Source organism: Nocardioides sp. T2.26MG-1 (assembly GCF_950101795.1).
GTDB lineage: Bacteria > Actinomycetota > Actinomycetes > Propionibacteriales > Nocardioidaceae > Nocardioides.
In genome coordinates, this window is record NZ_CATNLZ010000001.1 from 856,716 (window position 1) to 881,640 (window position 24,925).

24 protein-coding genes, 2 tRNA genes and 2 pseudogenes are annotated in these 24,925 nt (G+C 71.0%); 11 read left to right on the forward strand and 17 right to left on the reverse strand.

What is annotated here, in order from left to right; all coding sequences use genetic code 11:
* Together QQZ14_RS04230 and QQZ14_RS04235 are read left to right on the forward strand one after the other, a co-directional pair.
* Positions 1–732 carry a FadR/GntR family transcriptional regulator gene (locus QQZ14_RS04230; protein ID WP_284532937.1) on the forward strand — a complete coding sequence of 244 codons (732 nt, stop codon included), beginning with the start codon at positions 1–3 and terminating at the stop codon, positions 730–732.
* Positions 733–746: 14 nt separating this feature from the next.
* Positions 747–1,472 carry a sterol desaturase family protein gene (locus QQZ14_RS04235; protein WP_284532938.1) on the forward strand — a complete coding sequence of 242 codons (726 nt, stop codon included), beginning with the start codon at positions 747–749 and terminating at the stop codon, positions 1,470–1,472.
* Positions 1,473–1,481: 9 nt separating this feature from the next.
* On the opposite strand, the gene QQZ14_RS04240 is transcribed toward QQZ14_RS04235, so the two are convergent.
* From QQZ14_RS04240 to QQZ14_RS04250, 3 genes are read right to left on the reverse strand one after another with little or no spacing between them, the layout of a single operon-like run.
* The gene (locus QQZ14_RS04240) at positions 1,482–2,129 is read right to left on the reverse strand and encodes an HAD family hydrolase (protein ID WP_284532939.1); all 648 of its coding nucleotides are present in this window, start codon (positions 2,127–2,129) and stop codon (positions 1,482–1,484) included.
* Positions 2,126–2,587, reverse strand: a complete 462-nt coding sequence (locus QQZ14_RS04245; RefSeq protein ID WP_284532940.1) for a PTS sugar transporter subunit IIA — start codon at positions 2,585–2,587, stop codon at positions 2,126–2,128. Before QQZ14_RS04245 ends, QQZ14_RS04240 begins: the two co-directional genes overlap by 4 nt.
* Positions 2,584–2,817: a PTS glucose/sucrose transporter subunit IIB gene (locus tag QQZ14_RS04250; protein ID WP_284532941.1), complete on the reverse strand. Its 234-nt coding sequence runs from the start codon at positions 2,815–2,817 to the stop codon at positions 2,584–2,586. The genes QQZ14_RS04245 and QQZ14_RS04250 overlap by 4 nt, the downstream gene beginning before the upstream one ends.
* A 121-nt stretch (positions 2,818–2,938) precedes the next feature.
* On the opposite strand from QQZ14_RS04250, the gene QQZ14_RS04255 reads away from it, so the two are divergent.
* Genes QQZ14_RS04255 through nagA form a run of 3 tightly spaced genes read left to right on the forward strand, consistent with a single transcriptional unit; the run spans position 2,939 to position 6,098 of the window.
* Positions 2,939–3,730, forward strand: coding sequence for a GntR family transcriptional regulator (locus QQZ14_RS04255; RefSeq protein WP_284532942.1), 792 nt, complete (start codon positions 2,939–2,941; stop codon positions 3,728–3,730).
* Positions 3,727–4,977 (forward strand): PTS transporter subunit EIIC, encoded by a 1,251-nt coding sequence (locus QQZ14_RS04260; RefSeq protein WP_342395218.1) that lies wholly within the window; start codon positions 3,727–3,729, stop codon positions 4,975–4,977. Before QQZ14_RS04255 ends, QQZ14_RS04260 begins: the two co-directional genes overlap by 4 nt.
* Positions 4,977–6,098 (forward strand): N-acetylglucosamine-6-phosphate deacetylase, encoded by a 1,122-nt coding sequence (nagA, locus tag QQZ14_RS04265; RefSeq protein WP_284532943.1) that lies wholly within the window; start codon positions 4,977–4,979, stop codon positions 6,096–6,098. Before QQZ14_RS04260 ends, nagA begins: the two co-directional genes overlap by 1 nt.
* Positions 6,099–6,114: 16 nt before the next feature.
* On the opposite strand, the gene QQZ14_RS04270 is transcribed toward nagA, so the two are convergent.
* Positions 6,115–7,575, reverse strand: coding sequence for a plasmid pRiA4b ORF-3 family protein (locus QQZ14_RS04270; protein ID WP_284532944.1), 1,461 nt, complete (start codon positions 7,573–7,575; stop codon positions 6,115–6,117).
* A gap of 176 nt (positions 7,576–7,751) precedes the next feature.
* On the opposite strand from QQZ14_RS04270, the gene QQZ14_RS04275 reads away from it, so the two are divergent.
* Together QQZ14_RS04275 and QQZ14_RS04280 are read left to right on the forward strand one after the other, a co-directional pair.
* Positions 7,752–8,279, forward strand: a complete 528-nt coding sequence (locus QQZ14_RS04275) for a hypothetical protein (protein ID WP_284532945.1) — start codon at positions 7,752–7,754, stop codon at positions 8,277–8,279.
* Positions 8,279–9,274: an ArsR/SmtB family transcription factor gene (locus QQZ14_RS04280; RefSeq protein WP_284532946.1), complete on the forward strand. Its 996-nt coding sequence runs from the start codon at positions 8,279–8,281 to the stop codon at positions 9,272–9,274. Before QQZ14_RS04275 ends, QQZ14_RS04280 begins: the two co-directional genes overlap by 1 nt.
* A gap of 63 nt (positions 9,275–9,337) precedes the next feature.
* Here the strand turns inward: QQZ14_RS04280 and QQZ14_RS04285 are convergent, their stop codons facing one another.
* From QQZ14_RS04285 to dnaA, 13 genes and pseudogenes are all read right to left on the reverse strand, one after another.
* A complete protein-coding gene (locus QQZ14_RS04285) occupies positions 9,338–9,871 on the reverse strand; it encodes a hypothetical protein (RefSeq protein WP_284532947.1) in 534 nt (177 codons plus the stop codon).
* A 143-nt stretch (positions 9,872–10,014) separates the two neighbouring features.
* Positions 10,015–10,090: transfer RNA gene (locus QQZ14_RS04290), tRNA-Ala, on the reverse strand.
* Positions 10,091–10,190: 100 nt separating this feature from the next.
* Positions 10,191–10,316, reverse strand: a complete 126-nt coding sequence (locus QQZ14_RS04295) for a DLW-39 family protein (RefSeq protein WP_284532948.1) — start codon at positions 10,314–10,316, stop codon at positions 10,191–10,193.
* 81 nt (positions 10,317–10,397) lie between these two features.
* Positions 10,398–10,471: transfer RNA gene (locus tag QQZ14_RS04300), tRNA-Ile, on the reverse strand.
* Positions 10,472–10,611: 140 nt separating this feature from the next.
* Complete coding sequence (locus QQZ14_RS04305; protein ID WP_284532949.1) at positions 10,612–11,130, reverse strand: DUF3566 domain-containing protein; 519 nt, start codon at positions 11,128–11,130, stop codon at positions 10,612–10,614.
* Entirely contained in the window at positions 11,130–13,805 is a 2,676-nt protein-coding gene (gene gyrA / locus QQZ14_RS04310) for a DNA gyrase subunit A (protein ID WP_446740473.1), read from the reverse strand. Before gyrA ends, QQZ14_RS04305 begins: the two co-directional genes overlap by 1 nt.
* Before the next feature lie 141 nt (positions 13,806–13,946).
* Complete coding sequence (gene gyrB / locus QQZ14_RS04315) at positions 13,947–16,082, reverse strand: DNA topoisomerase (ATP-hydrolyzing) subunit B (protein ID WP_446740469.1); 2,136 nt, start codon at positions 16,080–16,082, stop codon at positions 13,947–13,949.
* Between the two features lie 314 nt (positions 16,083–16,396).
* Positions 16,397–16,954, reverse strand: a complete 558-nt coding sequence (locus tag QQZ14_RS04320; protein WP_284532950.1) for a DUF721 domain-containing protein — start codon at positions 16,952–16,954, stop codon at positions 16,397–16,399.
* Positions 16,944–18,092, reverse strand: coding sequence for a DNA replication/repair protein RecF (gene recF / locus QQZ14_RS04325; RefSeq protein ID WP_284532951.1), 1,149 nt, complete (start codon positions 18,090–18,092; stop codon positions 16,944–16,946). Before recF ends, QQZ14_RS04320 begins: the two co-directional genes overlap by 11 nt.
* Before the next feature lie 11 nt (positions 18,093–18,103).
* Positions 18,104–19,009, reverse strand: coding sequence for a phosphogluconate dehydrogenase (NAD(+)-dependent, decarboxylating) (gnd, locus tag QQZ14_RS04330; RefSeq protein WP_284532952.1), 906 nt, complete (start codon positions 19,007–19,009; stop codon positions 18,104–18,106).
* Between the two features lie 58 nt (positions 19,010–19,067).
* Positions 19,068–20,207, reverse strand: coding sequence for a DNA polymerase III subunit beta (dnaN, locus tag QQZ14_RS04335; protein ID WP_284532953.1), 1,140 nt, complete (start codon positions 20,205–20,207; stop codon positions 19,068–19,070).
* Between the two features lie 415 nt (positions 20,208–20,622).
* Positions 20,623–20,925, reverse strand: a pseudogene (locus QQZ14_RS04340) (OsmC family protein); the annotation flags it as partial.
* A 48-nt stretch (positions 20,926–20,973) separates the two neighbouring features.
* The gene (gene dnaA / locus QQZ14_RS04345) at positions 20,974–22,458 is read right to left on the reverse strand and encodes a chromosomal replication initiator protein DnaA (RefSeq protein WP_446740474.1); all 1,485 of its coding nucleotides are present in this window, start codon (positions 22,456–22,458) and stop codon (positions 20,974–20,976) included.
* Positions 22,459–23,024: 566 nt separating this feature from the next.
* Here dnaA and rpmH point away from each other — a divergent pair.
* From rpmH to yidC, 4 genes and pseudogenes are all read left to right on the forward strand, one after another.
* Positions 23,025–23,162, forward strand: a complete 138-nt coding sequence (rpmH, locus tag QQZ14_RS04350) for a 50S ribosomal protein L34 (RefSeq protein ID WP_011758123.1) — start codon at positions 23,025–23,027, stop codon at positions 23,160–23,162.
* 35 nt (positions 23,163–23,197) lie between these two features.
* Positions 23,198–23,560 (forward strand): ribonuclease P protein component, encoded by a 363-nt coding sequence (gene rnpA / locus QQZ14_RS04355; protein ID WP_284532954.1) that lies wholly within the window; start codon positions 23,198–23,200, stop codon positions 23,558–23,560.
* Complete coding sequence (yidD, locus tag QQZ14_RS04360; RefSeq protein WP_284532955.1) at positions 23,557–23,835, forward strand: membrane protein insertion efficiency factor YidD; 279 nt, start codon at positions 23,557–23,559, stop codon at positions 23,833–23,835. Before rnpA ends, yidD begins: the two co-directional genes overlap by 4 nt.
* A gap of 3 nt (positions 23,836–23,838) precedes the next feature.
* Positions 23,839–24,792, forward strand: a pseudogene (yidC, locus tag QQZ14_RS04365) (membrane protein insertase YidC); the annotation flags it as partial.
* Positions 24,793–24,925: the final 133 nt, after the last annotated feature.

Here is a 24,925-nt window from a genome sequence, read left to right on the forward strand (position 1 = left end):
ATGCCGCTGCAGCCCGTGAACCGCCGCTCCGTCCCCGACGAGGTCTTCGATCAGGTGCTCTCCGAGGTCGTCGACGGTGGCATCGGCGCCGGCGAGGCGCTGCCCAGCGAGCGCCGCCTCGCGGAGGTGCTCGGCGTCTCCCGCCCGGCCGTCCGCGAGGCGCTGCAGCGGATGGCGCAGACCCGGCTGCTCGACGTACGCCACGGCGGGGCCACCACCGTGCGCGACTTCCGCCGGTACGGCGGCCTCGACCTGCTCCCGCGGCTGCTGGTGCGCCGCGGGGAGCTCGACCCGGCCGTCGCCCGCAGCATCCTCGAGGCCAGGCTGGTCGTCGGGCCCGGTGTGGCCGCGCTCGCCGCGGAGCGCGGCGGACCCGCGTTGGAGGTGCTGCTCGGCGAGACCGTGGACGCGCTCGGTGGCACCGACGACGGGGTGGAGCGCCAGCTGCACGCCCTGACGTTCTGGGACCACGTCGTCGACGCCGCGGACTCGATGGTCTTCCGGCTGATGTTCAACAGCCTGCGCGCCGCCTACGAGCCGGCGCTCGTCGCGCTCGCCCCGCTGATGGCGGAGGAGGTCGGCCAGGTCGGTGCCTACCGGCTGCTCACCGCGGCCATCGGCGCCGGCGACCCCGAGACCGCCCGCGCGGCCGCCGACCGGGTGCTGCGCCCGGCCACCACCAGCCTGCTCACCGCACTCGCCGCGCTGGACGCGGACCAGGACCGGCCCTAGGGCCAGGAGGAGTCATGACCAAGTCGACGCCCGAGATCGAGGAGCTGGCCGCCCAGCGGCTGGCCGCCGACGAGCAGCGGATCACCGGTCCGCGCCGCACCAACATCTCGCTCGGCCAGGCCTGGAGCTCGTTCTGGCGGCACCCGTCCCCCTGGATGCTCGGCAGCTGCCTGCTGGCCGCGCTCGTGGGCCGGGTGGTCGTCGGCGGCGGCGCCTGGTGGGAGCTGGTCGTCCCTGTCGGCCTGGTCGCGGTGCTCCCCGTGGTCGAGTGGGTGGTGCACGTCGGGATCCTGCACTGGCGGCCGCGGCACCTCGGCCCGGTCACGGTCGACCCGCTCCTGGCCCGCAAGCACCGCGCGCACCACGCCGACCCGCGGGCAATCCCGCTGGTGTTCGTGCCGTGGCAGGTCGAGCTCTGGCTGTTCCCGGCGTACGCCGTCGTCGCGTGGCGGGTGATGCCGACCACCGCGAGCACCTTCACGCTGCTGGTCGCGGTCTTCGCGATCATGTCGTTCTACGAGTGGACCCACTACCTGCTGCACAGCGACTACCGGCCCCGCTCGCGGTGGTACCGCGCGGTGTGGCGCAACCATCGGCTCCACCACTACAAGAGCGAGCACTACTGGTTCACGGTCACCAGCGCCGGTACGGCGGACCGGCTGTTCGGCACCTACCCCGACCCGGCCACCGTCGAGACCTCGCCGACCGTGCGCGCCCTGCACTCCCGCGAGGGCCGCTGACCACCGCCCTCAGCCCAGGCGGTCCGCCAGGCTGCTCAGGTCGGCCAGCACCCGGCTCGCCCCCGCGGCCGTGAGCGGCGCCGCGGCGTGCGTGGTGGTGACGCCGACGACCTCGCCGACGCCGGCGGCGACCGCGGCTCGCACGCCCGCGGGAGAGTCCTCGACCGCCAGCGCGTCGGCGGGCGCAACCCCCAGCCGCCGGCAGGCCAGGTCGTAGCCCGCGGGATCGGGCTTGCCGTCGGTGACGTCCTCGGCCGTGACGACGACCTGCACGTCGGCCAGGGCCGCGAGCGTGCCGCCCGCCAGGCGACGTACCCACGCCGGTCCGGCGGACGTCACGATCGCCACCGGCACCCGGCGGCGAGCCGCCGCGGCGAGGAGCTCGGTGGCGCCGGGCACCGGGTCGGGCATCGCGGCGGCGTCGATGAGGGCCATCACCTCGCGAGCGAGGGCGTGGCCGTCCTCCCCCGCCCACGGCCCGGGCTCGGCCGCGAACACGTCCTCGGCCCGGCGGCCGGTGAACAGCGAGAGGTCCGGGACCGACCAGCCGCGCCCCTCGAAGAACCTCCGGTAGGCCGCGCGGTGCACCGGCTCGGTGTCGACGAGGGTCCCGTCGAGGTCGAGCAGCAGCGCGGCCGGCGTCCCCCGGTGGGTCATGGGGTGACGGTGAACAGGACCTCGCCCACGACGGCGACGGCACCGGCGGCCGGCCGCGGGACCGAGCCCTTCTGACGTTCCATGGCGACGACGGGGACCATCGTCGACATCCCCTGCTCGGCGATCGCCGCGGGGTCCCAGCGGACCATCGGGTCGCCGGCCGAGACCGTGGCGCCCTTCTCAGTGAGCAGCTCGAAGCCCGCCCCCTTGAGTCGCACGGTGTCGATCCCGAGGTGGACCAGCACGGCGACCCCGCCGGCGCCCATCACGACGAACGCGTGCGGGTGCACCACCATCACCTTCCCGGCGATCGGAGAGACCACCGTGACCTCGCCGGAGTCGGGGTCGGGATCGATGGTGACCCCCGGCCCCATCATCTCGGTGGCGAAGACCGGGTCCGGCGTCTCCGACAAGGGGAGCACCCGGCCCGGGCACGGCGCGAACACCGAGACCGTCACATCAGGTCCTCGATGTCCTCGGCGAGGTTGTCGGCCTCGGGGCCGACCACCACCTGTACGGCGTTGCCGCTGGCCATGACGCCGTGCGCGCCGGCGGCCCGGAGGGCCTTCTCGTCGACCTTGGAGCCGTCGTGGACCTCGGTGCGCAACCGGGTGATGCACGCCTCGATCTCGACGATGTTCTCGGCCCCGCCGAGTCCGGCGAGGATCTGCTCCGCCTTGCTGCTCATCTCGTGCTCCTCGGGTCCGTGGCCGCCCGGCCACTCCTTGACAAGGATGCCGGGTGTGACCATCCTCACTGGTACGTACCAGAACGTACCAACGATCCGACAGCGCGTCGAGGGGAGCTCCGTGGCGACGAGGCAGGCGAGTCAGGGGAGCCAGGCCACACGGGTGGTCACGGTGGGCCCGCGCCCCAAACACGCCCAGGTGCGCGACGCGCTCGCCGAACTGGCCACCACCGAGCTCGGTCCGGATGCGGCGATCCCGTCCGAGCGCGAGCTGATGGCGACGTACGCCGTCTCCCGCGACACGGTGCGCAAGGCGATCAACGCGCTCGTGGGCGACGGGCTCCTCGTCAAGGTCCACGGCCGCGGCACGTTCGTCGCCCGGCCCCGGCTGGAGACCCAGCTGCACCTCGCGTCGTTCAGCCAGGACATGCGCCGCCGCGGGTTCACCCCATCCACGCGACTCCTCGCGATCGAGCTCGCACAGCCGCCCGCGGAGGTGGCCAAGGCCCTCGGGCTCGACCGGACCGCGATGGCCTGGAAGGTGGATCGCGTGCGGCTCGCCGACGACGAACCGATCGCCCTCGAGAACGGCTGGCACCCGGCGTCCCTGCTCCCCGGACTGGACCGGCACGACCTGGGCGGCTCGCTCTACGAGCTGCTGGCTCACGAGTACGGCCTGGTCATCGACTCCGCTGAGCAGACGCTGTGGGGCGAGTCCGCGAGCGAGGTCGTGGCCGCCCGCCTCGACGCCCCCGCGCACACCCCCCTCCTGGTCTTCCGCCGTGTCTCGAAGGCCGGGCCGCGCCCGGTCGAGTACGTCGTGTCCCGCTACCGCGGCGACCGGTACGAGGTCCACATGTCGCTCGGTCGTGACAGCGACCCGGGCTCCACCACCGAAGGGAAGCAGCAGTGAGCACAGCAGATGCGGTCTCGGGCACTGAGCCCCGACGCCCCAGATTCAACCTCGCCCCGTTGCAGAAGTTCGGCCGCAGCCTGATGCTGCCGATCGCCGCCCTGCCGGCTGCGGCCCTGCTTCTGCGGCTCGGCCAGGACGACCTGCTCGGCAAGGATGGCCTCGAATGGGTCAAGGTGGCGGCCGTGATCGGGGCGGCGGGCAACGCCCTGTTCGCCAACCTCCCGCTGCTGTTCGCGGTCGGCGTCGCCATCGGCATGGCCAAGAAGGCGGACGGCTCGACGGCGCTGGCCGCGGTCGTGGGCTACCTGGTCTTCAAGGCCGTCGGCGACGCGATGTCGCCGTACATCCTGGACCTGGCGGACGACGGGACCCAGCCGCTGATCAACTACGGCGTCCTCGGCGGCATCGTGATGGGCCTGCTCTCGGCGTACCTCTGGCAGCGCTACCACCGGATCAGCCTGCCGCCCTACCTGGCGTTCTTCGGCGGCCGGCGGTTCGTCCCGATCATCACGGCGTTCGTGGCGATCGTCGTCTCGGTGCTGATGAGCCTGGTCTATCAGTGGTTCGACGCGGGCATCACCAACCTGGGCGAGTGGGTCACCGAGAACGACGTCATCGGCGGCTTCGTCTACGGCACCCTCAACCGGCTGCTGATCCCGCTCGGGCTGCACCACATCCTCAACAACCCGCCGTGGTTCGTCTTCGGCAGCTACGAGACCGGGGGCGAGGTCTACCACGGGGACATCGCCCGCTTCCTCAACGGCGACCCGACCGCGGGTGCGTTCATGACCGGCTTCTTCCCGATCATGATGTTCGCCCTCCCCGCCGCCGCGTTGGCGATCTGGCACGAGGCCCGTCCGGAGCAGAAGAAGGTCGTCGGCGGCATCATGCTCTCCGGCGCGCTGACGTCGTTCCTGACCGGCGTCACGGAGCCGCTCGAGTTCGCGTTCATGTTCGTCGCCTGGCCGCTCTACCTCATGCACGCGGTCCTCACCGGCAGCTCCCTCGCCCTGGTGAACGCCCTGGACATCAAGGACGGCTTCGGGTTCTCGGCCGGTCTGTTCGACTATGCGCTGAACTTCAACATCGCGACCGACCCGCTGTGGTTGGTCCCGATCGGGCTGGGGTACGCCGTCATCTACTACTTCAGCTTCCGGTTCGTGATCCGCAAGTGGAACCTGCGGACCCCGGGCCGCGAGGAGGAGGGTGAGGAGTCGTTGGTGATGGCGGATACGAGCGCCTAGTGCTCATCGGTGCCGACCGGGTCGTCACCCCGGCGCGCGTGCTCGCGCCGGGGTGGCTGCTCATCGACGGCGAGCGGATCGCGGCCGTGGGATCGGGCGATCCACCCGGGCCGCCCGACGTCGCACTCACGGGTGCCACCGTCGTGCCGGGCTTCATCGACGTGCACGCACACGGCGGCGGCGGGGCGTCGTTCGACGGTGGTGACGCGGACGCCGTGGCGACCGCCGTACGCACTCACCTGAGCCACGGCGCCACCTCGATGATCGCGAGCCTGGTGAGCGCCGACCAGGCCACCCTGCTCCACTCGGTACGGCGCCTCGCCGATCTCGCCGAGGACGGGCTGCTGGCCGGCATCCACCTGGAGGGGCCTTGGCTCAGCGCCCGCCGGGCCGGTGCCCACGACCCCAGCGTCCTGAGGGACCCCGCCCCCGCCGAGGTCGACGCGCTGATCCAGGCCGGCCGGGGACACCTCCGGATGGTCACGCTGGCACCGGAGCGGCCGGGTGGGCTCGAGACGATCCGGCGCCTCACCGCGGCCGGGGTCGTCGGCGCGATCGGGCACACCGAGGCGACGTACGACCAGACGTGCGCGGCCCTGGACGCCGGCGCAGGCGTCGGCACCCACCTGTTCAACGCGATGCCCGGCCTGCACCACCGCGCCCCGGGGCCGGTGGCCGCGCTGCTGGAGCACCCCGACGCGTACGTCGAGCTCGTCGCCGACGGCGTGCACGTCCACCCCGCAGCACTCCGGCTCGCCGCGCGCGCCAAGCCGCACCGCACGGTGCTGGTGACCGACGCGATGGCGGCCGCCGCGGCGGCGGACGGCGACTATCGGCTCGGTCGCCTCGAGGTGCGGGTCCGTGACGGAGTGGCCCGGCTGGCCGGCGGCGACACGATCGCCGGCTCGACGCTGACCATGGCGGCGGCCGTGCGGTACGCGGTGCGCGAGGTCGGGCTGACGATCCAGGACGCCGTCCGCGCGGCCACCGCGTCGCCGGCCGCGATGCTGTCGCTGCCGGACGTCGGGGCGCTGCTGCCCGGCTACCGGGCGGACGCGGTGGTGCTGGAGGGGGATCTCAGCGTGCGCCGGGTGCTGTCTCGCGGGCGCTGGGTCGGCTGACGTCTGGGTCGCTGCATCACCCTCTCCGGATCACGGCCCGCGCGGTCGCCGCGACGGCGAGGTCGACTCCTTCGACCCCGCCCCACCGCGCGCGTGTGGCACCGGCCAGCTGGTGGAGTACGTCGAGGGTCGCGCTGCGCGCCGGCGGCACCGAGGTCCGGTCGTACCCGCTGCGCCACCCGAGGGCGAACAGGAGCTCGCCGATCTCGGCGTGCCACTCCTGCCCCGGCGCGCCGCTGCCGACCACGGCCAGCGCCATCCAGCCCGCCTGCCGCTCGGCGTCCTTGGTGCCCAGGGGGAGTCGGCCGACGATGTGCCGCCACAGTGCCTGCGGGTCATGGCCACACCGAACGGCGACGGCGGTCGGGCTCAGTCGGCCCTTGCGGACACTGACCAAGCCGAGGGCGCGGGCGGTGTCGCGTACGACGGCAACGGGCGGCGTGTGGTCCTCGCGGTTGGCCTTGCCGATCCACCATGCGGCGATGCCGCTGCGCTCGGCGAACTGGGCGACGATCGCTGGCGGGAGGTAGCCCGCGGCGGTCAGCGCGACGCCGTCGCCGACGAGGTCGAGGAAGGTCCGATAGGTCTCGGTCAGTCGGCTCGCCTCGGCGTCGGTGACCTCGACTGGCCCGTGCGAGAGCGGACGAGCGAGCACCTCCCTCAGCAGGCGGATGCCACGGTGTTCGAGCTGCTCGGCCAGATCGGCCAGCTCCCCGGTGACCTCGACCGGCTCGGCGACCGCGGCTGCCAGGGCGGCGTTGACTTCGTCGACCTCGAACCGGTCCGGGTGCCAGTCGATCGGCAGCCAGTCGTGGGCGTGCGCGGCGCTGTCGAAGACCACGGGGAGCATCGCGTCGTCGTACCCACTGCGGACCCACGTGGCCAGCTCGTCGTGGCCGCCGAGGCCGCCGCAGTCCTCGGGTGGGCAGGCCATCCTCCCGCCGGTGCACCGCGCCACGGGCGGCGGCCCCTCGAGGACTGCCTCGACCACCAGCCGGTGGTCCCAGCCGTCGCCGAAGTCGTACTCGTACCAGAGCTCGTCGCCCACCCCGGCGACGAGCTGGTCGAGTCGCACGTCGTCCTCGAGCATCCCCTCGTCACCCTCGTCGAGATCGAACTGGGTGAGGAAGTACGGCGAGCGGTGATCTCCGCCGGTCCGGAACCGGTGCAGGTGGCTGTTCGTCCAGCCCATCGCGGCCTGGATGACGTCATGCACCCGCGGCAGGCCGAGGTCGCCGGGCAGCTCGAGCCGGCGCCACACCGGCGGCGTCGCGCCGTGCAGGTCGAGGCGCACCCGGAAGCCGCGGACGTCCGCCGGTACCGGGAGCACCGTCGGCGCCTCGTCACGCTCGAGCTTCTCGAAGATGCTGGACACCTGGCCGCTCCTCAGCGCCTCGAGGAGCGCCTGGGTCTCCTCGAGGCTGGCACTGGGCATCAGCTGCCGTAGCAGGCGCTGGACGTCGGTCGCTTCGGCCACGACGGTCAGTCAATCACCCTTGAGTCCGCGCTCGGCCGCATCCGCAGCGCGACAAGGACATCTCGAGGTTGTCCGAAGCGGCCACTTCCTCAGGCTTCGGCCACGGCCTAATCGTCGCCGCCGCGCAGCAGGCTCCCGACGATGGGCCGGTCCGAAACCCGTCCTGAGGAGAAGCAATGATGCGTACCACCCTGCGGAGACTGGTCCTGTTCGGAGCGGCACTGACCGCTGCCGTCGCACCCGTGCCCGCCGCGAGCGCGAGCGCCGGTGGCGAGTCGGGCTGGGAGCCGAGCTCGACGCCACCGTTCCACTTGGCGGCGGGCGAGAGCTGCTCGTTCGAGCTGCAGGCCGACGTCCTCTACAACCAGGAGATGACCCGCGTCGCGGAGCGGTACCCCGACGGCTCTCCCCGGGTGGTGGACACCCAGGGGTCGCTGGGCTTCCGCTTCACCAACCTCGACACGGGTGAGTCCATCCGCCGCGACACCTCCGGCACCCTGCACGCCACGATCCACGAGGACGGGAGCATCGACTTCCACTTCCAGGGCAACGGCCTGGCGGTGATCCGGTCGACGAACACGATCTATCAGCCGGGCGTGTACGTCGTGTCCGGGAACGCCGACTACGTCCGGCGCGCCGATGGACAGCGGGCGTTCACCGAGGTCGACGGCACCCTCGAGGACGTGTGCCAGACTCTCGACTGATGATCCAGCTGCGGCTCAGCGCCGCCGTACTGGCACGGACGAGGTTCGCGTACTCGCCGCTGGCCGAGGCGGCGAAGAGCCTCTACGTCGTGCACTCGGGCACCATCCATCCGCTCCATCGCGGCTGGTACGACCGGGTGCGCGGTGACCTGCGGCGAACCGACAGCGACCTGCTCCGGGCGGTCGTGCCTCCCGGCGGTCACGTGGCCGAGTTCCTCTTCGTCGGCGCCACCAGCATCGAGACCACCATCGAGGACCAGCTCCACCTGGTCGCGACCTGGCCGCACGCGCACTTCCTGTCCGAGCTCGAGCAGGCCTGGCGGGGGGTCGGCGTGACGCCGGCCGCCCGCCGGCAGCTCGAGGATCCGGACGCGCCCCAGCGCGTCGCCGAGGAGCTCGAGCGCTACTGGCAACGGGTGCTCGCGCCGTACTGGCCCCGGTTCCGCGCCCTGCTCGACGCCGATGTCGCCTACCGGCTGGATCGGTTGGCTCGCGGCGGCATCGGCGCACTGCTCTCCGACCTGCACCCGTCGCTGCAGGTCACCGACGAAGCCCTGCACATCAGGAGCGTCACCGACAGCGACATCGACGGGGACGGCCTCACGCTCGTGCCGTGCGTGTTCGTCTGGCCGCGGCTGTGGGTCGAGCTCGGTCTGCTCGGGGAGCCGAGTCTGACGTACGGCGCGCGCGGCATCGGCACCCTCTGGGCCGAGCGACCCGCCGAGCCCGATCGCGAGGACGCGCTCGGGGAGTTGCTCGGCCGGAGCCGGGCGGAGATCCTGATGGGCCTTCGGCTGCCGCGCTCCACGACCGATCTCGCCTACGAGGTCGGACTCACCGCCCCCACCGTGAGCGCCCACCTGTCCATCCTGCGACGCAGCGGACTCGTGACGTCATGGCGCAGCGGGCGCCGGGTGCTCTACCAGCGCACCGCACTGGCGTCGATGATGGTGTCCGCGGGCGCCGATGATGACCAGACGGAGGCCTCTGGCTGAGAAGCACCCGGGCCGCGAAGCAGGCCGCTACGGGAGGTTCCTCGAGCACTTGAGGGTCCGGCGTCAGTAGGCGAATACGTGGACGCTTAGCACGTCGATCTCCCGCCGGGGATCGCCGAAGAAGGCTCCCAGGCGGCGAGCGACAGTCTGGAAGGGGCGTTCGCGGGGCGAGCCGTCGCCCTTCCAGTTGTTGTGGGGGACGATCAGGAACAGGTGGTGGGCGTCGGTCGCGACATGCGCCTTCCATAAGTCCTTGAGGTCGTGGTTGTTGGTGATCGTCCCGCCGCGCTCGACCTCGGCGATGATCCCCCGTCCATCCGACAGTTCGAAGAAGAAGTCGGGTCTGGCATGGGTGACGAGACCGCTCTGCGGGGTCAAGACGACCTCTTCTCCGAAGCCGAGCTGTTCACGCAGCAGGATGGCGAAGTGGTCCTGGATCGCCTTGCTCTTTGCGCCATGGACGTGCAGGGTCGCGATCTCGGCCGTCGTGGCGACGATGTGCGCTGACAGTTTCTCAGCCAGGCGGTCAACGGCCTGCATCTCCACGGCCTGCTCAGGCGATAGGTTCGCCTTCACATGTCGCGCGTAGCCGTCCACCCGGCGCAGCTTCGCAGCTCGGCGTCGGAGAAGCTAGTTGCGCGTCTACGCGCCTTCACCGATCGCTCATCGCGCGCAGCAGTGGCGGCGGGAGATACAGGGACAGGACGAAGGAAACCGCACGGGGTGTCCCGCGGCTTCCCTGGTGGAGCCTAGGGGACTCGAACCCCTAACCCCCTGCTTGCAAAGCAGGTGCGCTACCAATTGCGCCAAGGCCCCGTGGTGGTCTCGACAAGCTCGACCATCGGGTGTGGTGCTCGACCGCCGGGTGTGCTGCTCGCAGCACAGGGAGGCCCGCAGGGGGCCGCCGGGGTCAGCGTCAGGCGCGGTCGACCGGGTCGGTCGCCTCGGCCCAGAGTGCCTGCTCCTGCTTGCTCTCGTCCATCTTGCGCTTGGCGAAGACGGCGCCGCCGACCGCCAGCAGGACGAGGAGGATCTTCTTCATCTGCACTCCCTGAGGTCGGGGGGTGAACCGCCCCGGCCGGGTCGGGGGGGTTCCAAAGGGGGGCGGAGCCCCCATTATGCGTGGGCCTAACAGGACTTGAACCTGTGACCTCTTCCTTATCAGGGAAGCGCTCTAACCGTCTGAGCTATAGGCCCGGGACCGAGGGGAGACACTACCGGACGCCCGAGGACTCCGACAAAACGAGGTACCTGGCGGCCCATCCCCGCGCGACACGCCGCTGCGTCCCGGCGTGTCGTGAGGGTTTCGGCTGTCAGCAGCCGAACCCCGCAACGGGTCAGCGGTCGTCCTCGGCGAGCGTGAGCTCGACGCCGCCGACCAGGGCCGCCGACATGTTGTAGAGGAACGCCCCGAGCGTGGCGATCGCGGTGATCAGCACGACGTCGACGACCGCGACCAGGATCGTGAATCCCATGACGCGGGACATCCCGACGTACTTCTCCACGTCCCAGTTGGCGGCGTCGTCGCCGCCGACCACGTCACGCACCGTGTCGTTGATCGAGTCCCAGACCCCGGCGGCGGACAGCACCGACCAGATGATGAACACCGAGACCACGGTGACGACCGCGAACGCGACCGCCAGCAGGAACGACGTCTTCATCACCGACCACGGGTCGACCCGGGTCAGCCGGAGCCGTGCCCGGCGAGGCGGCCGCTTGCCGGCGGCCGCCTTCGTGGCGGCCTTGCCGGACTCGGGTCGCGCGTTGGCGCGGTGCTCGTCGGCGGCGTTGCTCAGCTTGGCCGAGATCCGTTCACTGAGGGGCGCGCGTACGGCCGTGTCCTGGCGGTCGGTCATCAGCCGTCACTCTCCCCGTCGGTGTCCGGTCCGGTGTCACCCTCGCTGGCAGTCTCACCCGTCACCTCTGACGCGCCAGACGCCTCGATTGTTGCATCCGTACCCCGATCGGACGACTCGTCAACCTCGACGCCGTCGCCGTCCTCGTCCGAGGCGACCTGGTCGTCCTCGAGCTCCTCCTCGCGTGCCTCGACCGATCGGGCCACCACGGCGACCGCGTCACCCGACTTGGGCGTCACGAACTTCACGCCCATCGTCGAGCGGCCGGTGGGCCGGAAGTCGGCGTTGATCGGGCTGCGCACGACCTGGCCGTTCTGGGTGATCGAGAGGATCTCGTCGCCCTCGACGACGATGAACGCACCGACCAGCTGGCCGCGGTCCTCGTTCTGCAGCGACATCGCCTTGATGCCGAGGCCGCCACGCGACTGCAGGCGGTACTCCGAGATCCGCGAGCGCTTCGCGAAGCCGCCGTCGGTGATCGTGAAGACGTACTGCTCCTTGACGTCGGGCAGGTCGCCCGCCGCCGTGGACTCGCCCGCCGCCGAGGCCTTCGCCTCCGCGGCCTCCTCGGCCGCGACCTGCTCGGCACGGATCACGGACATCGAGAGCAGGGAGTCGCCGGAGCGGAACTTCATGCCCGCGACACCGGAGGTGGCCCGGCCCATCGGGCGCAGCTGGCTGTCGTCGGCCGGGAAGCGGATCGCCTGGCCCTTGCGGGAGACCAGCAGGATGTGGTCGTCGGCGTTGACCAGCTCGGCGCCGATCAGCTCGTCGTCGTCCTCGCGGAAGTTGATCGCGATCACCCCGGCCTGACGCGGGCTGTTGTAGTCGCCGAGGCGGGTCTTCTTCACCAGGCCGTTGCGGGTCGCGAGCACGAGGTACGGCGCCTGCTCGTAGTCGCGGATCGCCAGCACCTGCGCGATGTTCTCGTCGGGCTGGAAGCTCAGCAGCCCCGCGACGTGGCCGCCCTTGGCGTCGCGCGACGCCTCCGGGAGGTTGTAGGCCTTGGTGCGGTAGACCCGGCCGGCGGTCGTGAAGAACAGCAGCCAGTGGTGGTTGGTGGTCGCGATGAAGTGCTCGACGACGTCGTCGCCGCGCAAGCTCGCGCCCCGCACGCCCTTGCCGCCCCGCTTCTGGGTGCGGTACTGGTCGGCACGGGTCCGCTTGGCGTAGCCGCCGCGGGTGATGGAGACGACGAGGTCCTCGTCGGGGATCAGGTCCTCCATCGACAGGTCGCCGTCGGCCGCGATGATCTGGGTACGCCGCTCCTCGCCGTACCGCTCCACGATCTCGGCCAGCTCGTCGGCGACGATCTGCCGCTGCCGGGAGACGTTCGCGAGGATGTCCTGCAGGTCCGCGATCGTGCGCTCGATCTCGGCCAGCTCGTCGATGATCTTCTGGCGCTCCAGCGCCGCCAGGCGGCGCAGCTGCATGTCGAGGATCGCGTTGGCCTGGACCTCGTCGATCTCGAGCAGCTCGATCAGGCCCTGGCGGGCGTCGTCGACCTCGGGGGACCGGCGGATCAGCGCGATCACCTCGTCGAGCATGTCGAGGGCCTTGACCAGGCCACGCAGCACGTGGGCGCGCTTCTCGGCCTCGGCGAGGCGGTACTCGGTCCGGCGCCGGATGACGTCGATCTGGTGGATCACCCAGTTGCTGATGAACTGGTCGATGGTCAGCGTGCGCGGCACGCCGTCGACCAGCGCGAGCATGTTCGCGCTGAAGTTGGTCTGCAGCTCGGTGTGCTTGAGCAGGTTGTTGAGCACGACCCGGGCGACCGCGTCGCGCTTGAGCACGACCACCAGCCGCTGGCCGGTGCGGTCGGAGGTGTCGTCGCGGACGTCGGAGATGCCCTGCACCTTGCCGGAGTCGGCGAGCTCGGCGATCTTCAGCGCGAGGTTGTCGGGGTTGACCATGTAGGGCAGCTCGGTGATCACCAGGCAGGTGCGGCCCTTGGCGTCCTCGTCGACCTCGATCACCGCGCGCTGGGTGACCGACCCGCGCCCGGTGCGGTAGGCCTGCTCGATGCCCTGGCGGCCGACGATCAGCGCGCCGTTGGGGAAGTCGGGGCCCTTGATCCGCTCGATCAGCGCGTCCTGCAGCTCCTCGCGGCTCGCGTCGGGGTGCTCGAGCGCCCACCGCGCGCCCTCGGCGACCTCCCGCAGGTTGTGCGGCGGGATGTTGGTCGCCATACCGACCGCGATGCCGGCCGAGCCGTTGACCAGCAGGTTGGGGAACCGCGCCGGCAGGACCACCGGCTCCTCGGAGCGCCCGTCGTAGTTGGGCTGGAAGTCGACGGTGTCCTCGTTGATGTCGCGGACCATCTCCATGGCCAGCGGCGCCATCCGGCACTCGGTGTACCGCATCGCCGCGGCGGAGTCGTTGCCGGGCGAGCCGAAGTTGCCCTGGCCCTGCACCAGCGGGGCCCGCATCACCCAGGGCTGCGCGAGGCGGACCAGGGTGTCGTAGATCGCGGAGTCGCCGTGGGGGTGGTACTGACCCATGACGTCGCCGACCACGCGCGAGCACTTGGAGAACCCGCGGTCGGGGCGGTAGCCGCCGTCGTACATCGCGTAGAGCACGCGGCGGTGCACGGGCTTGAGCCCGTCGCGTACGTCGGGGAGCGCTCGGCCGACGATGACGGCCATCGCGTAGTCGATGTAGGCGCGCTGCATCGAGGTCTGCAGCTCGACGGGCTCGATGCGGCCGCCGGGGCCGGGGCCCTCGGGGGGAGTGCTGCCGCCGTCGGTGGGAGTCTCGGTCACGATGGTTCTTTCTGGTCGCTTCTACCGGTATCTAGCGCATCTTCTAGACGGCTAGATATCCAGGAATCGGACGTCCTTGGCGTTGCGCTGGATGAACGAGCGGCGCTGCTCGACGTCCTCGCCCATCAGGATCGAGAAGATCTCGTCGGCGTGCGCGGCGTCGTCGAGCGTGACCTGGAGCATGAGGCGCTGCTCCGGGTCCATCGTGGTCTCCCACAGCTCCTTGGCGTTCATCTCGCCCAGACCCTTGTAGCGCTGAACCGGGTTCTCCTTGGGGAGCTTCTTGCCCGCCTCCTGCCCGGCCCTCAGCAGCGCGTCGCGCTCGGAGTCGGAGTAGACGAACTCGTGCTCGTGCGGCTTGTTCCACCGCAGCCGGTACAGCGGCGGCTGGGCCATGTAGACGTAGCCGCCCTCGATCAGGGGCTTCATGAAGCGGAACAGCAGCGTGAGCAGCAGCGTGTTGATGTGGTGGCCGTCGACGTCGGCGTCGGCCATCAGCACCACCTTGTGGTAGCGCAGCTTGTCGATGTCGAACTCTTCCTGGATGCCGGTGCCCAGGGCGGAGATGATCGACTGGACCTCCTGGTTGCCCAGGACCTTGTCGATGCGGGCCTTCTCGACGTTGAGGATCTTGCCGCGGATCGGCAGGATCGCCTGGACCCGCGGGTCGCGGCCCTGGCGGGCGGAGCCGCCCGCGGAGTCGCCCTCGACGATGAAGACCTCGCACTCGGCGGGGTTGGTCGACTGGCAGTCCGACAGCTTGCCGGGCAGGCCGCCGCCGCCGAGCAGGCCCTTGCGGGAGCGGGCCAGGTCGCGCGCCTTGCGGGCCGCGATCCTGGCCGACGCCGCGGCCTGGGCCTTGCGGATGATGTCGCGGCCCTCGGCCGGGTTCTGCTCCAACCAGGCGCCGAGCTGGTCGTTGACGACGCGCTGCACGAAGCCCTTGGCCTCGGTGTTGCCGAGCTTGGTCTTGGTCTGGCCCTCGAACTGCGGCTCGCCCATCTTGATGGAGATGATCGCGGTCAGGCCCTCGCGGATGTCGTCACCCGAGACCCGGTCCTCGGGCTTCTTCATCAGGCCCCACTCGAAGCCCCAGTTGTTGACCAGCGAGGTGAGCGCCGAGCGGAAGCCCTCCTCGTGGGTGCCGCCCTCGTGGGTGTTGATGGTGTTGGCGAACGTGTGGACCGACTCCGAGAACGAGGTGTTCCACTGCATCGCCACCTCGAGGCTCATGTGGTTCTCCACCGTCTCGGGGGTGTGCGCCTCGAACGCGATGACCGTCGGGTTGGCGGCCTGCTTGCGCCGGTTGAGGTGCTCGACGTAGTCGACCAGGCCGCGCTCGTACTTGAAGACCTGCTCGAGCGCGCCGGCGTCGCCGCGCTTGATCGCGTCGTGGCCGGCGTCGTCGATCTCGTTGTCGACCGTCTCGTCCTCGACCGCGTCGAGGATCTCGGCGGCCGCGGGCCGCTCGTCGCGCACGACGATCTCGAGGCCCTTGTTGAGGAAGGCGTACTCGCGGATCCGAGCGGTGATGGTCTCGAGGGAGTACGTCGTGGTCTCGAAGATGTCGGGCGAGGCCCAGTAGGTGATCGTGGTGCCGGTGCGCTCGCCCGGCTCCATCGCACGGACCTCCTCGAGGGGGCCCTCGGGCACGCCGATCGCGAAGCTCTGGCGCCACAGGTGGCCGCGGTTGCGCACCTCGGCGACCACGCGCGAGGACAGCGCGTTGACGACGGAGACGCCGACGCCGTGCAGACCACCGGAGACCTTGTAGCCGCCGCCGCCGAACTTGCCGCCGGCGTGCAGCACGGTCAGTGCCAGCGTCAGCGCGGGCAGCTCCTGGCCGGGCGCGGTGTCGGTGGGGATGCCGCGGCCGTTGTCCTCGACGCGGACCGCGCCGTCGGCCATCAACGTGACCACGATGCGGTCGCAGTAGCCGGCGAGCGCCTCGTCGACCGCGTTGTCGACGATCTCCCAGATCAGGTGGTGGAGGCCGCGCTCACCGGTCGAGCCGATGTACATGCCCGGCCGCTTGCGGACCGCCTCGAGCCCCTCGAGGACCTGGATCGCGGAGGCGTCGTACTCGACTCCGTTGGGTCGGCGGTCGGCGGTCTCCGGTGCGGCCTCGTCGGCGGGGGTCTCGATCGGCGTCTCTGCCGGCTTCTCGATCGGGGTCTCGTCCGACACACACACCTCTTCGCGACGGGCCGCCGGCTCGGGGCCGGGGCGGTGACACACACGCACGTACCTGTGACATGCACGTCTCGGTGACATGCACAGGGCCGCCGCACGACAGGCTGACGACCCAACGGCCATGATAGCGCTCTGAGGGCCGTATCCCACGTCCATACCCCCGACCCTGGGGACAACGGCGACGAAAAGAGGGCCCTGAGCGGCTCGTGAGGGCCTCCGGGAGCGCCGAGCAGGGGTGGTGGTGGGTCCCCATACCTCCGAGCGCCCCGCAGATCGGCACACCGGCGCTCCGGCGGCCCGCTCCCGGATCAGCCGTAGGTGTCGCGGGGACCGCGCCCGTCGCGCACCGACCGGGGGCCCTTCTTCCAGCTCGGACCGTGCGGTCCGAGCACCTCGATGAGCGTCACCGTGCCGTGGCCGAGCTCCTGGTTGAGCCGGCGTACGACGGTGGGCGCGAGCAGCCGCAGCTGGGTCGCCCAGGCGGTCGAGTCGGTGCGCACGACGAGCCGGCCGTCGGCGAACGACTCCGGGGTGCAGTGCAGCGCGATCTCGGCGCCGACCAGCTCGGCCCAGCGGCCGATCACGCCGTGGACCCGGAGCTCGAGCGCCCAGCCGTGGTCGTCGACCAGCCGCGACAGCGTCGTGTCGAGCAGCTGGGGGTCGCGGTCGTCGGGGTGCGCCCCGGTGACCCGGCCGCGGCCGGGCGCGTCCTTCTTGCGCATCCTGCGGCGCGCGGCCGGGGTCGACTTCGCGGTCGCCCGGGTCAGCGCCTTCGCCAGGTCCAGGCCGTCGTCGTGGTGGACCTGCACCTCCTCCGGCTCCGGGGGAGGCAGCCCGCCGCCGGTCGTCTCGTCGTCAGTCGCCATCGACCCGGACCACCTCGCCGTTGCCGACGGTGAAGCGCGTCCCCGCCAGCGCGGCGGGCACGTCGGCGGCGACCGCGGCGGTGACCAGCACCTGCTCCGCGCCGGCAACCAGGTCGGCGAGCTGGGCCCGGCGCTCGGTGTCCAGCTCGGCGAACACGTCGTCGAGGATCAGGATCGGGTCGTCGCCGTCGGCGCGCAGCAGGTCGTACGACGCGAGGCGCAGCGCCAGCGCGAAGGACCACGACTCCCCGTGCGAGGCGTAGCCCTTCACCGGCAGCCGCCCCTCGCCCGGCCCGTGCCCCAGGCTCAGCAGCAGCTCGTCGCGGTGCGGCCCGACCAGGGAGACCCCGCGATCCAGCTCGTCGCTCCGGCGGCGCTCGACCTCGGCGAGCATCGCGTCGGCCAGGTCGCCGCGGCCGGTCCGGCCCTCGACGTCGAACGACGGCTTGTAGTCGATGTCGGCGTCGTCCCGGGTCGCGCCGCGGGCCACGGTCTCGTAGGCCTTGCCGACGTAGGGCCGCAGCGCCTCGACGAGGTCCAGGCGCTCTGCGAGCAGCTCCGCGCCGACCCGGGCGAGGTGCTCGTCCCAGACCGCGAGGGTCTCGGGCGGCGCCGACCGGCGGCCGGCCTGCCGTGCGGTCTTGAGCAGGGAGTTGCGCTGGCGCAGGATCCGCTCGTAGTCCGCGCGGACGCCCGCCAGGCGGGGTGCGCGCAGCACGAGCAGGTCGTCGAGGAACCGGCGCCGGTCGGACGGGTCGCCCTTGACCAGCGTGAGGTCCTCGGGCGAGAACACGACCGTGCGCACCAGCCCGACGAGGTCGCGGGCCCGGGGGAGCGGCGACCGGTTGACGCGGGCCCGGTTGGACCGCCCCGGGTTGACCTCGATCTCGAGTACGGCGGTGCGCCCGTCACGCACGACCGCCGCGCGCACCACAGCCTGGTCCGCGCCGGCCCGCACCAGCGGCGCGTCGCTCGCCACCCGGTGGGAGCTCAGCCGCGAGAGGTAGTCGATGGCCTCGACCAGGTTGGTCTTGCCCTGACCGTTGCGGCCGATGAACGCGGTGGCACCGGGGGACAGCTCGACCTCGGCCGTGGCGTAGGACCGGAAGTCGTGGAGCGAGAGGTGCGCGACGTACACGGCCGTGCGGATCAGCCGGGGTTGGCGTCGCCGCCGACAGGCGGCTCGGTGTGCACGGCGTGGCCGCCGAACTGGTTGCGCATCGCGGCGACCGCCTTCATCGCCGGGCTGTCGTCCTGGCGAGAGGTGAAGCGGGCGAACAGCGACGCGGCGATGACGTGCATCGGCACGGCGTTGTCGATCGCGGCCTCGACGGTCCACCGGCCCTCGCCGGAGTCCTCGGCGTAGCCCGCGATCTTGTCGAGGTGGCCGTCCTCCTCGAGCGCGGAGACCAGGAGGTCGAGCAGCCAGGAGCGGATGACGGTGCCGGACCGCCAGGAGTCGAAGACCTCGGTGACGTTGTCGACCAGGTCGACCTTCTCGAGCAGCTCCCAGCCCTCGGCATAGCTCTGCATCATGGCGTACTCGATGCCGTTGTGGACCATCTTCGCGAAGTGCCCGGCGCCGGGCTTCTTGCCCGCGTGGACGAAGCCGCCCTCGTCCGGCTTGAGCGCGTCGAGAGCCGGCTGCACCTTGGCGAGGTCCTCGTCGGATCCGCCGCACATCAGGGCGTAGCCGTTCTTGAGTCCCCACACGCCTCCCGAGACGCCGCAGTCCACGAAGCCGATGCCGCGGTCGGCGAGCAGGTCGGCGTTGACCTGGTCGTCGGTCCACTTGCTGTTGCCGCCGTCGACCACGAGGTCGCCCTCGCCGAGCAGGCCGGCCAGCTGGCGGATCGTGTCCCGGGTCGGGTCGCCCGACGGCACCATCAACCAGACGACCTTGGGGGAGGGGAGCCGCTCGACCATCGCCTCGAGGCTGTCGGCGTCGGCCAGGTCGGGGTTGCGGTCGAAGCCGACCACCGTGTGCCCCGCGTCGCGGAGCCGGGTGCGCATGTTGCCACCCATCTTGCCGAGGCCGACGAGTCCGATGTCCATCGCTGTTCCAATCTGCCGAGGCGCGGTCGGCCCCAGCCTAGGACCCGTACCCGAAGGCTCAGCTCAGCAGACGACGCGGCATCAGCAGGTAGCGGAACGACGAGTCGCGGTCGCCGTCGTCGACGGAGCCGCTGATCACCACGGGCTTGGACGCCTGGGTGAAGGCGAGCTCGACCACCGGCTGGTCGATGGCGGTGAGGCCGTCGAGCAGGAACTGGGGGTTGAAGCCGGTGGTGATGTCCTCACCGGAGATCGTCGCCTCGATCGACTCCGAGGCCTGGGCCTCGTCGCCGGATCCGGCGTCGAGTGTCAGGACGCCGTCGCTGAACGCCAGCTGGACGGCGGTGTTGCGCTCGGCGACGAGCGCGACGCGCTTGACCGACTCGACCAGCGCGGCCTTGTCGACGAGGGCGGTGGTCTGGTGCTCGCCGGGGAACAGGCTGCGGACCTTGGGGAACTCCCCGTCGAGGAGTCGGGTGGTCGTACGGCGCAGCCCGCCGGGTCCGTGGCCCTCGAAGCCGATGATCCCCTCACCGGAGCCGGTGGTCGCGAGCGCGATCGTGACCTCGCCGCCCCCGGTCAGCGACTTGGCGGTGTCGCCGAGCACGCGGGCCGGGACCAGCGCAGCGGCCGACTCGTCGGGGGTGCGCGGGCTCCACTCGAGCTCGCGCAGCGAGAGCCGGAACCGGTCGGTGGCCAGCAGCGAGATCGTCGAGCCGTCGATCTCGATCCGCACGCCCGTCAGCACCGGGAGCATGTCGTCGCGGCCCGCGGCCGTGACGGCCTGGGCGACAGCGTGGGCGAAGGCCTCGCTCTGCACCGTGCCCGTGGCGGCCGGCATGTCGGGCAGCGACGGGTAGTCGTCGACCGGCATGGTCTGCAGGCTGAACCTGGCCGAACCACAGGTCAGCGAGACCCGGGCGCCGTCGAGGACCATCTCGACGGGCTTGGCCGGCAGGCTGCGGCAGATGTCGGCCAGCAGCCGGCCGCTGACCAGGGCCTTGCCCTCGTCGCTGACGTCGGCGGCAAGGGTCGCGCGGGCGGAGGTCTCGTAGTCGAAGGTGGAGAGCACCAGGCCGTCGTCGCTCGCCTCGATGAGCAACCCGGCGAGCACGGGGACGCTGGGTCGAACGGGGAGGCTGCGAGCAGCCCAGGCGACGGCATCGGCGAGCACGTCGCGCTCGACGCGGAACTTCACGATGGTTCCTTCTGGTCGGCTCGGTGGAGCGGGGGGTCGAAGTCTAGGAGCAGGGGGACTCCGGTGGCTTGCTGGGATGCCGATCCTGCCATGCGGGGCCGACGCGTGGGAGTTGTCCCCAGGATGGGTCCCGGATGGACTTTCTCGGGGGATCGATCTGTCTGGAGGTACGGAGTAGTCATAGCGTCGGTGGAATCTGTGGACAACTCCCGTCCGCGCAGGTCAGCGCGGCGATTCGTCGTGCACAGGGGTTGTGGAACCAGACGGGGACGGCTGGTGGTCCGTGTGGAACCGGTCCCGACCGGGACGCACGAGAGGCCGGTCCTCCACAGGCTCTCCCGTGGTGATCGGCCTCTGCGCACCGCTGCGTGCACATCTGACAGCGGTGTAGTTCGGGGGCGCGTCGGAGCGTCGGCTACGCGACCGCGAGCGTCACCTCGATGTTGCCCCTGGTCGCGTTCGAGTAGGGGCAGATCTGGTGGGCCCGCGCCGCGGGGTCGCGGGCGACGACCTCGGTGCCGGAGACGTCGACGCCCGCCCGTCCCGCGACCAGGCGCAGTGCGGAGTGGAAGCACGCGGCGTACCCGGCGGCGAAGAGCTGCTCGGGGTTGGTGGCCCCGGCCGGACCGCCCATCTCGGGCGGCATGCGGACGTCGAGTTCGAGGATCGCGTCGGAGGACTGGACGTGACCGTTGCGGCCGCCCCCGGTGGCGACGGCAGCGGCTGCACCGGCTGCTGGACAACCTGGAGGCGAGCCGCCCCGGGCTCAGCCCTGGCGCGCCTGGAGCTTGACCCGGTTGGTGAGCTCGCTGACCTGGTTGAAGACCGCGCGGCGCTCGGCGAGCAGCTGGTTGATCTTGCGGTCGGCGTACATGACCGTGGTGTGGTCGCGGTTGCCGAACTGGGCGCCGATCTTGGGCAGGGAGAGATCGGTCAGCTCGCGGCAGAGGTACATCGCGATCTGGCGGGCCATCACGAGGTGCCGGCCGCGGCTAGGTCCGGTCAGCTCCTCGATGGAGAGCCCGAAGTAGGCCGCGGTCTGGGCGATGATCAGGGCGGCGGTGATCTCGGGCTCGCCACCCTCGGGGATCAGGTCCTTGAGGACGATCTCGGCCAGGGTCATGTCGACCTCCTGGCGGTTGAGGTTGGCGAACGCCGTGACCCGGATCAGCGCGCCCTCGAGCTCGCGGATGTTGGTCTGGATCTTGGACGCGATGAACTCCAGTACGTCCGGCGGGGCGGTGAGCCTGTCCATCGCGGCCTTCTTGCGCAGGATCGCGATCCGGGTCTCGAGGTCGGGGGGCTGGACGTCGGTGATCAGGCCCCACTCGAAGCGGTTGCGCAGCCGGTCCTCGAGCGCCTCGAGCCGCTTGGGGGCCCGGTCCGAGGTCAGCACGATCTGCTTGTTGGCGTTGTGGAGGGTATTGAACGTGTGGAAGAACTCCTCCTGGGTCTGGGTCTTGCCCTCCAGGAACTGGATGTCGTCGATGAGCAGCACGTCCACGTCGCGGTAGCGGCGCTTGAAGCGGTCCTGGCGGTCGTCACGGATCGCGTTGATGAACTCGTTGGTGAACTCCTCGCTCGACACGTAACGCACCTTGGCGCCGGTGTAGAGCGAGCGGACGTAGTGGCCGATCGCGTGCAGCAGGTGGGTCTTGCCGAGGCCGGAGTCGCCGTACACGAGCAGCGGGTTGTAGGCCTTGCCCGGCGCCTCGGCCACCGCGACCGCGGCGGCATGGGGGAACCGGTTGGAGGACCCGATCACGAACGTCTCGAACGTGTACTTGGGGTTGAGCCGGGTCTCGAGGGAGGTGGGCCGGCTGCCGAGGTCGGTGGGCTCGGGCGGCGGTGCGGCGACGACCGGGGCCACCGGCGGCTGCTCGATCCGCAGGTTTGTCGACAAGTCACTTTCTTGACTTATCGACCTCTCGACACTCTCGGGGATCGGCTCCGCGGACTCCTCCAGCTGGGGGTTGACCGTGACGGCGATCCGGATCTCGCGCCCGAACCGCACGGTGAGGGCGTCCTCCAGCTGGGCGCGCAGGCGCCCCTCGAGCTGGTTGCGCGTGAAGTCGTTGGGCACCGCCACGATCGCGGTGCTCTCGTGCAGCGTCACCGGCTCGCTGGCGCGCAGCCAGGCCCGCTGGTTGGGCTGCAGGTCGTCCACCACGCCGCGCCAGGCGACGCTGAGATCCGAGGTGCTCTGGTCCACCGCTCCCGCTTTCTGAGTCGTCTCCCGGTCGTCTTGCACGTGGGCCGGGACCCCATCGTCGGGGACGCTCACCGGTCCCCGCAGGAGAACCGGCGACCCGGAGGCACCGCCGTGCGTCCACAACTTTGTCCACAGGTTGTGAACCCGATCCCCTCCTTGTGGAGAGAGTCGGTCCGAGACCATCCCGCGGCCGTCTCGGATCGACATCTGTGCAGGTCAGGGGCGGTATCTCGCCGATGTGGCGGGCGTCACACGACCTGGTGGTCCGGGGGGCGACGAGGATGACGGGGAACCTCGGTCCCACTGAACGTAACAAGGCGTGCACGCCCGCGGCAAGCCGTCATCCACAGGCCGGTGCAGCCCGAGCGACCGGGTGGCCCGGGCGGGGCCGACGCTGGTTTGACCCTGTGGATCGCCAGCGCGTACCGTTGCTCGGTCACCCGGTGTCGACCGGTGCCGCATGTCCACGAAAGAGCAGTCCCCCCAAGGGGCCGCGTCGTGGGTGGGCGGTGCCAGCCGAAAGGCGCCTCAGGTGCTCCTCCCGGGGCACCGCACTGCCGCTCCGGCCCGGCGTGACTGCCCTGACCCACGATGGAGAGAACCCCGTGAGCAAGCGTACGTACCAGCCGAACAACCGCCGTCGCCACAAGGTGCACGGCTTCCGCCTGCGCATGCGTACCCGTGCCGGCCGCGCGATCCTGTCCTCGCGCCGCCGCAAGGGTCGCAAGAGCCTCGCCGTCTGACGGCCGGCTCTCCGCCCGCTCTCCGCGTCGGCCTCGTGCTGCCCGCGGCGCACCGCCTCACTGACGGCGCCACGTTCCGCGAGGCGATCCGTTCGGGTCGGCGCGCCGGATGCCGCACGCTGGTCGTCCACCTGTGGGTCGGCGATGCCAGCAGCGATGCCGGCGTTCGACCGGCCCGCGTCGGGTTCGTGGTGAGCAAGGCGGTGGGCAACGCCGTCGTCCGCAACCAGGTGAAGCGACGCCTTCGACACCTCGCCCGGGAGCATGTCTCGACGCTCCCGGGCTCTGCTGTGCTCGTGGTCCGGGCACTCCCGCCCGCGGCCACGGCCGGCTGGGCGGAACTCGGCGCCGACCTCGAGCGTTGCCTCCAACGGACCCGCGCGGAGGTGACCAGGTGAGGTACGACCCGGTCCGCTACCTGCTCATCGGCCTGCTGCGGGCCTACCGGCTGCTGATCAGCCCGCTGTACGGCCAGGTCTGCCGCTATCACCCCTCCTGCTCGGCGTACGCCCTGGAGGCGGTCGAGAAGCGCGGCAGCCTCGTCGGTGTCTGGCTGTCCGTGCGCCGCCTGGTGCGGTGCCACCCCTGGGCCGCCGGCGGCTACGACCCGGTCCCGACTCGCACGTCCCGCGTCACTGCGCGGTCCTCTTCCTCACCCCAGCAAGGAGCCTGATCCGTGGGAGCCCTCGGCGCAATCGGCCACTTCATCATGACGCCGCTGTACTACGGCATCTCCGCCGTCCTGGTCGGCTGGCACTGGCTGTTCAGCGAGGTCCTCCGGATGGACCCCGACGGGGGCGGCACCTGGGTGCTGTCCATCATCGGGCTCACCCTGACCGTGCGCGCGCTGCTGATCCCGCTGTTCGTCAAGCAGATCAAGTCCAGCCGCAACATGCAGCTCATCCAGCCCAAGGTCAAGGAGCTGCAGAAGAAGTACGGCCACGACCGGGAGCGTCTCGCCCAGGAGACGATGAAGCTCTACAAGGAGACCGGGACCAACCCGTTCGCCTCCTGCCTGCCGATCATCATCCAGATGCCGATCTTCCTGGCGCTCTTCCGGCTCCTCGACCACCACGCGGCCAACGGGTCGGGCATCGCCTTTCTCAGCGAGAAGCTCGCCTCGAGCTTCGGCAAGTCCGAGCTGTTCGGCGCGATCCCGCTGAAGGCGACGTTCCTCAAGCCGGAGGGCTCCACGGCGGTCCAGATCGTCGCTGCCCTCCTGGTGGTGGCGATGACCGCCACGACCTTCACCACGCAGCGCCAGCTGATGAGCAAGAACATGCCGCCGGACGCGCTCAGCGGCCCGTACGCCCAGCAGCAGAAGCTGCTGCTCTACGTGCTCCCCGTGGTGTTCGCGGTCGGCGGTATCGCGTTCCCGATCGGCGTGCTCTTCTACTGGACGACCTCCAACCTGTGGACGATGGGCCAGCAGTTCTACGTGATCCGCAACAACCCCGCCCCGGGGACCGCGGCAGCGAAGGCGAAGGCCGACCGCGACCGCGCGAAGGCGCTGCGCCACGGCCACGGTGCCGTGGCCGAGGGGGTCGCGACCGAGGTGGCCGAGGTCGAGGCTCCGCGCACCCAGGGTCGCCAGCAGCCGAAGAAGCAGTCCCGGGAGCAGCGGAAGAAGGCTGCGCCCCCGCGACCGGTGGCGGGCGCGAAGCCCAAGGCCCAGGCGCCGACGAAGCCGAAGGGCCAGCCCAACACCAAGCCCAAGAAGCAGGCGACCACCCCGCCGGCCAAGCCGAAGGCGAAGCCGAAGA

Bases quoted from the DNA above. Each gene is read 5' to 3' on its own strand.
- QQZ14_RS04250 (WP_284532941.1), bottom strand. From the start codon at position 2,817: ATGAGCAGCAAGGCGGAGCAGATCCTCGCCGGACTCGGCGGGGCCGAG.
- QQZ14_RS04230 (WP_284532937.1), top strand. From the start codon at position 1: ATGCCGCTGCAGCCCGTGAACCGCCGCTCCGTCCCCGACGAGGTCTTC.
- QQZ14_RS04320 (WP_284532950.1), bottom strand. From the start codon at position 16,954: ATGGCGACTGACGACGAGACGACCGGCGGCGGGCTGCCTCCCCCGGAG.
- QQZ14_RS04240 (WP_284532939.1), bottom strand. From the start codon at position 2,129: ATGACCCACCGGGGGACGCCGGCCGCGCTGCTGCTCGACCTCGACGGG.
- QQZ14_RS04235 (WP_284532938.1), top strand. From the start codon at position 747: ATGACCAAGTCGACGCCCGAGATCGAGGAGCTGGCCGCCCAGCGGCTG.
- QQZ14_RS04295 (WP_284532948.1), bottom strand. From the start codon at position 10,316: ATGAAGAAGATCCTCCTCGTCCTGCTGGCGGTCGGCGGCGCCGTCTTC.
- QQZ14_RS04275 (WP_284532945.1), top strand. From the start codon at position 7,752: ATGATGCGTACCACCCTGCGGAGACTGGTCCTGTTCGGAGCGGCACTG.
- gyrA (WP_446740473.1), bottom strand. From the start codon at position 13,805: ATGCAGCGCGCCTACATCGACTACGCGATGGCCGTCATCGTCGGCCGA.
- QQZ14_RS04305 (WP_284532949.1), bottom strand. From the start codon at position 11,130: ATGACCGACCGCCAGGACACGGCCGTACGCGCGCCCCTCAGTGAACGG.
- gnd (WP_284532952.1), bottom strand. From the start codon at position 19,009: ATGGACATCGGACTCGTCGGCCTCGGCAAGATGGGTGGCAACATGCGC.
- QQZ14_RS04280 (WP_284532946.1), top strand. From the start codon at position 8,279: ATGATCCAGCTGCGGCTCAGCGCCGCCGTACTGGCACGGACGAGGTTC.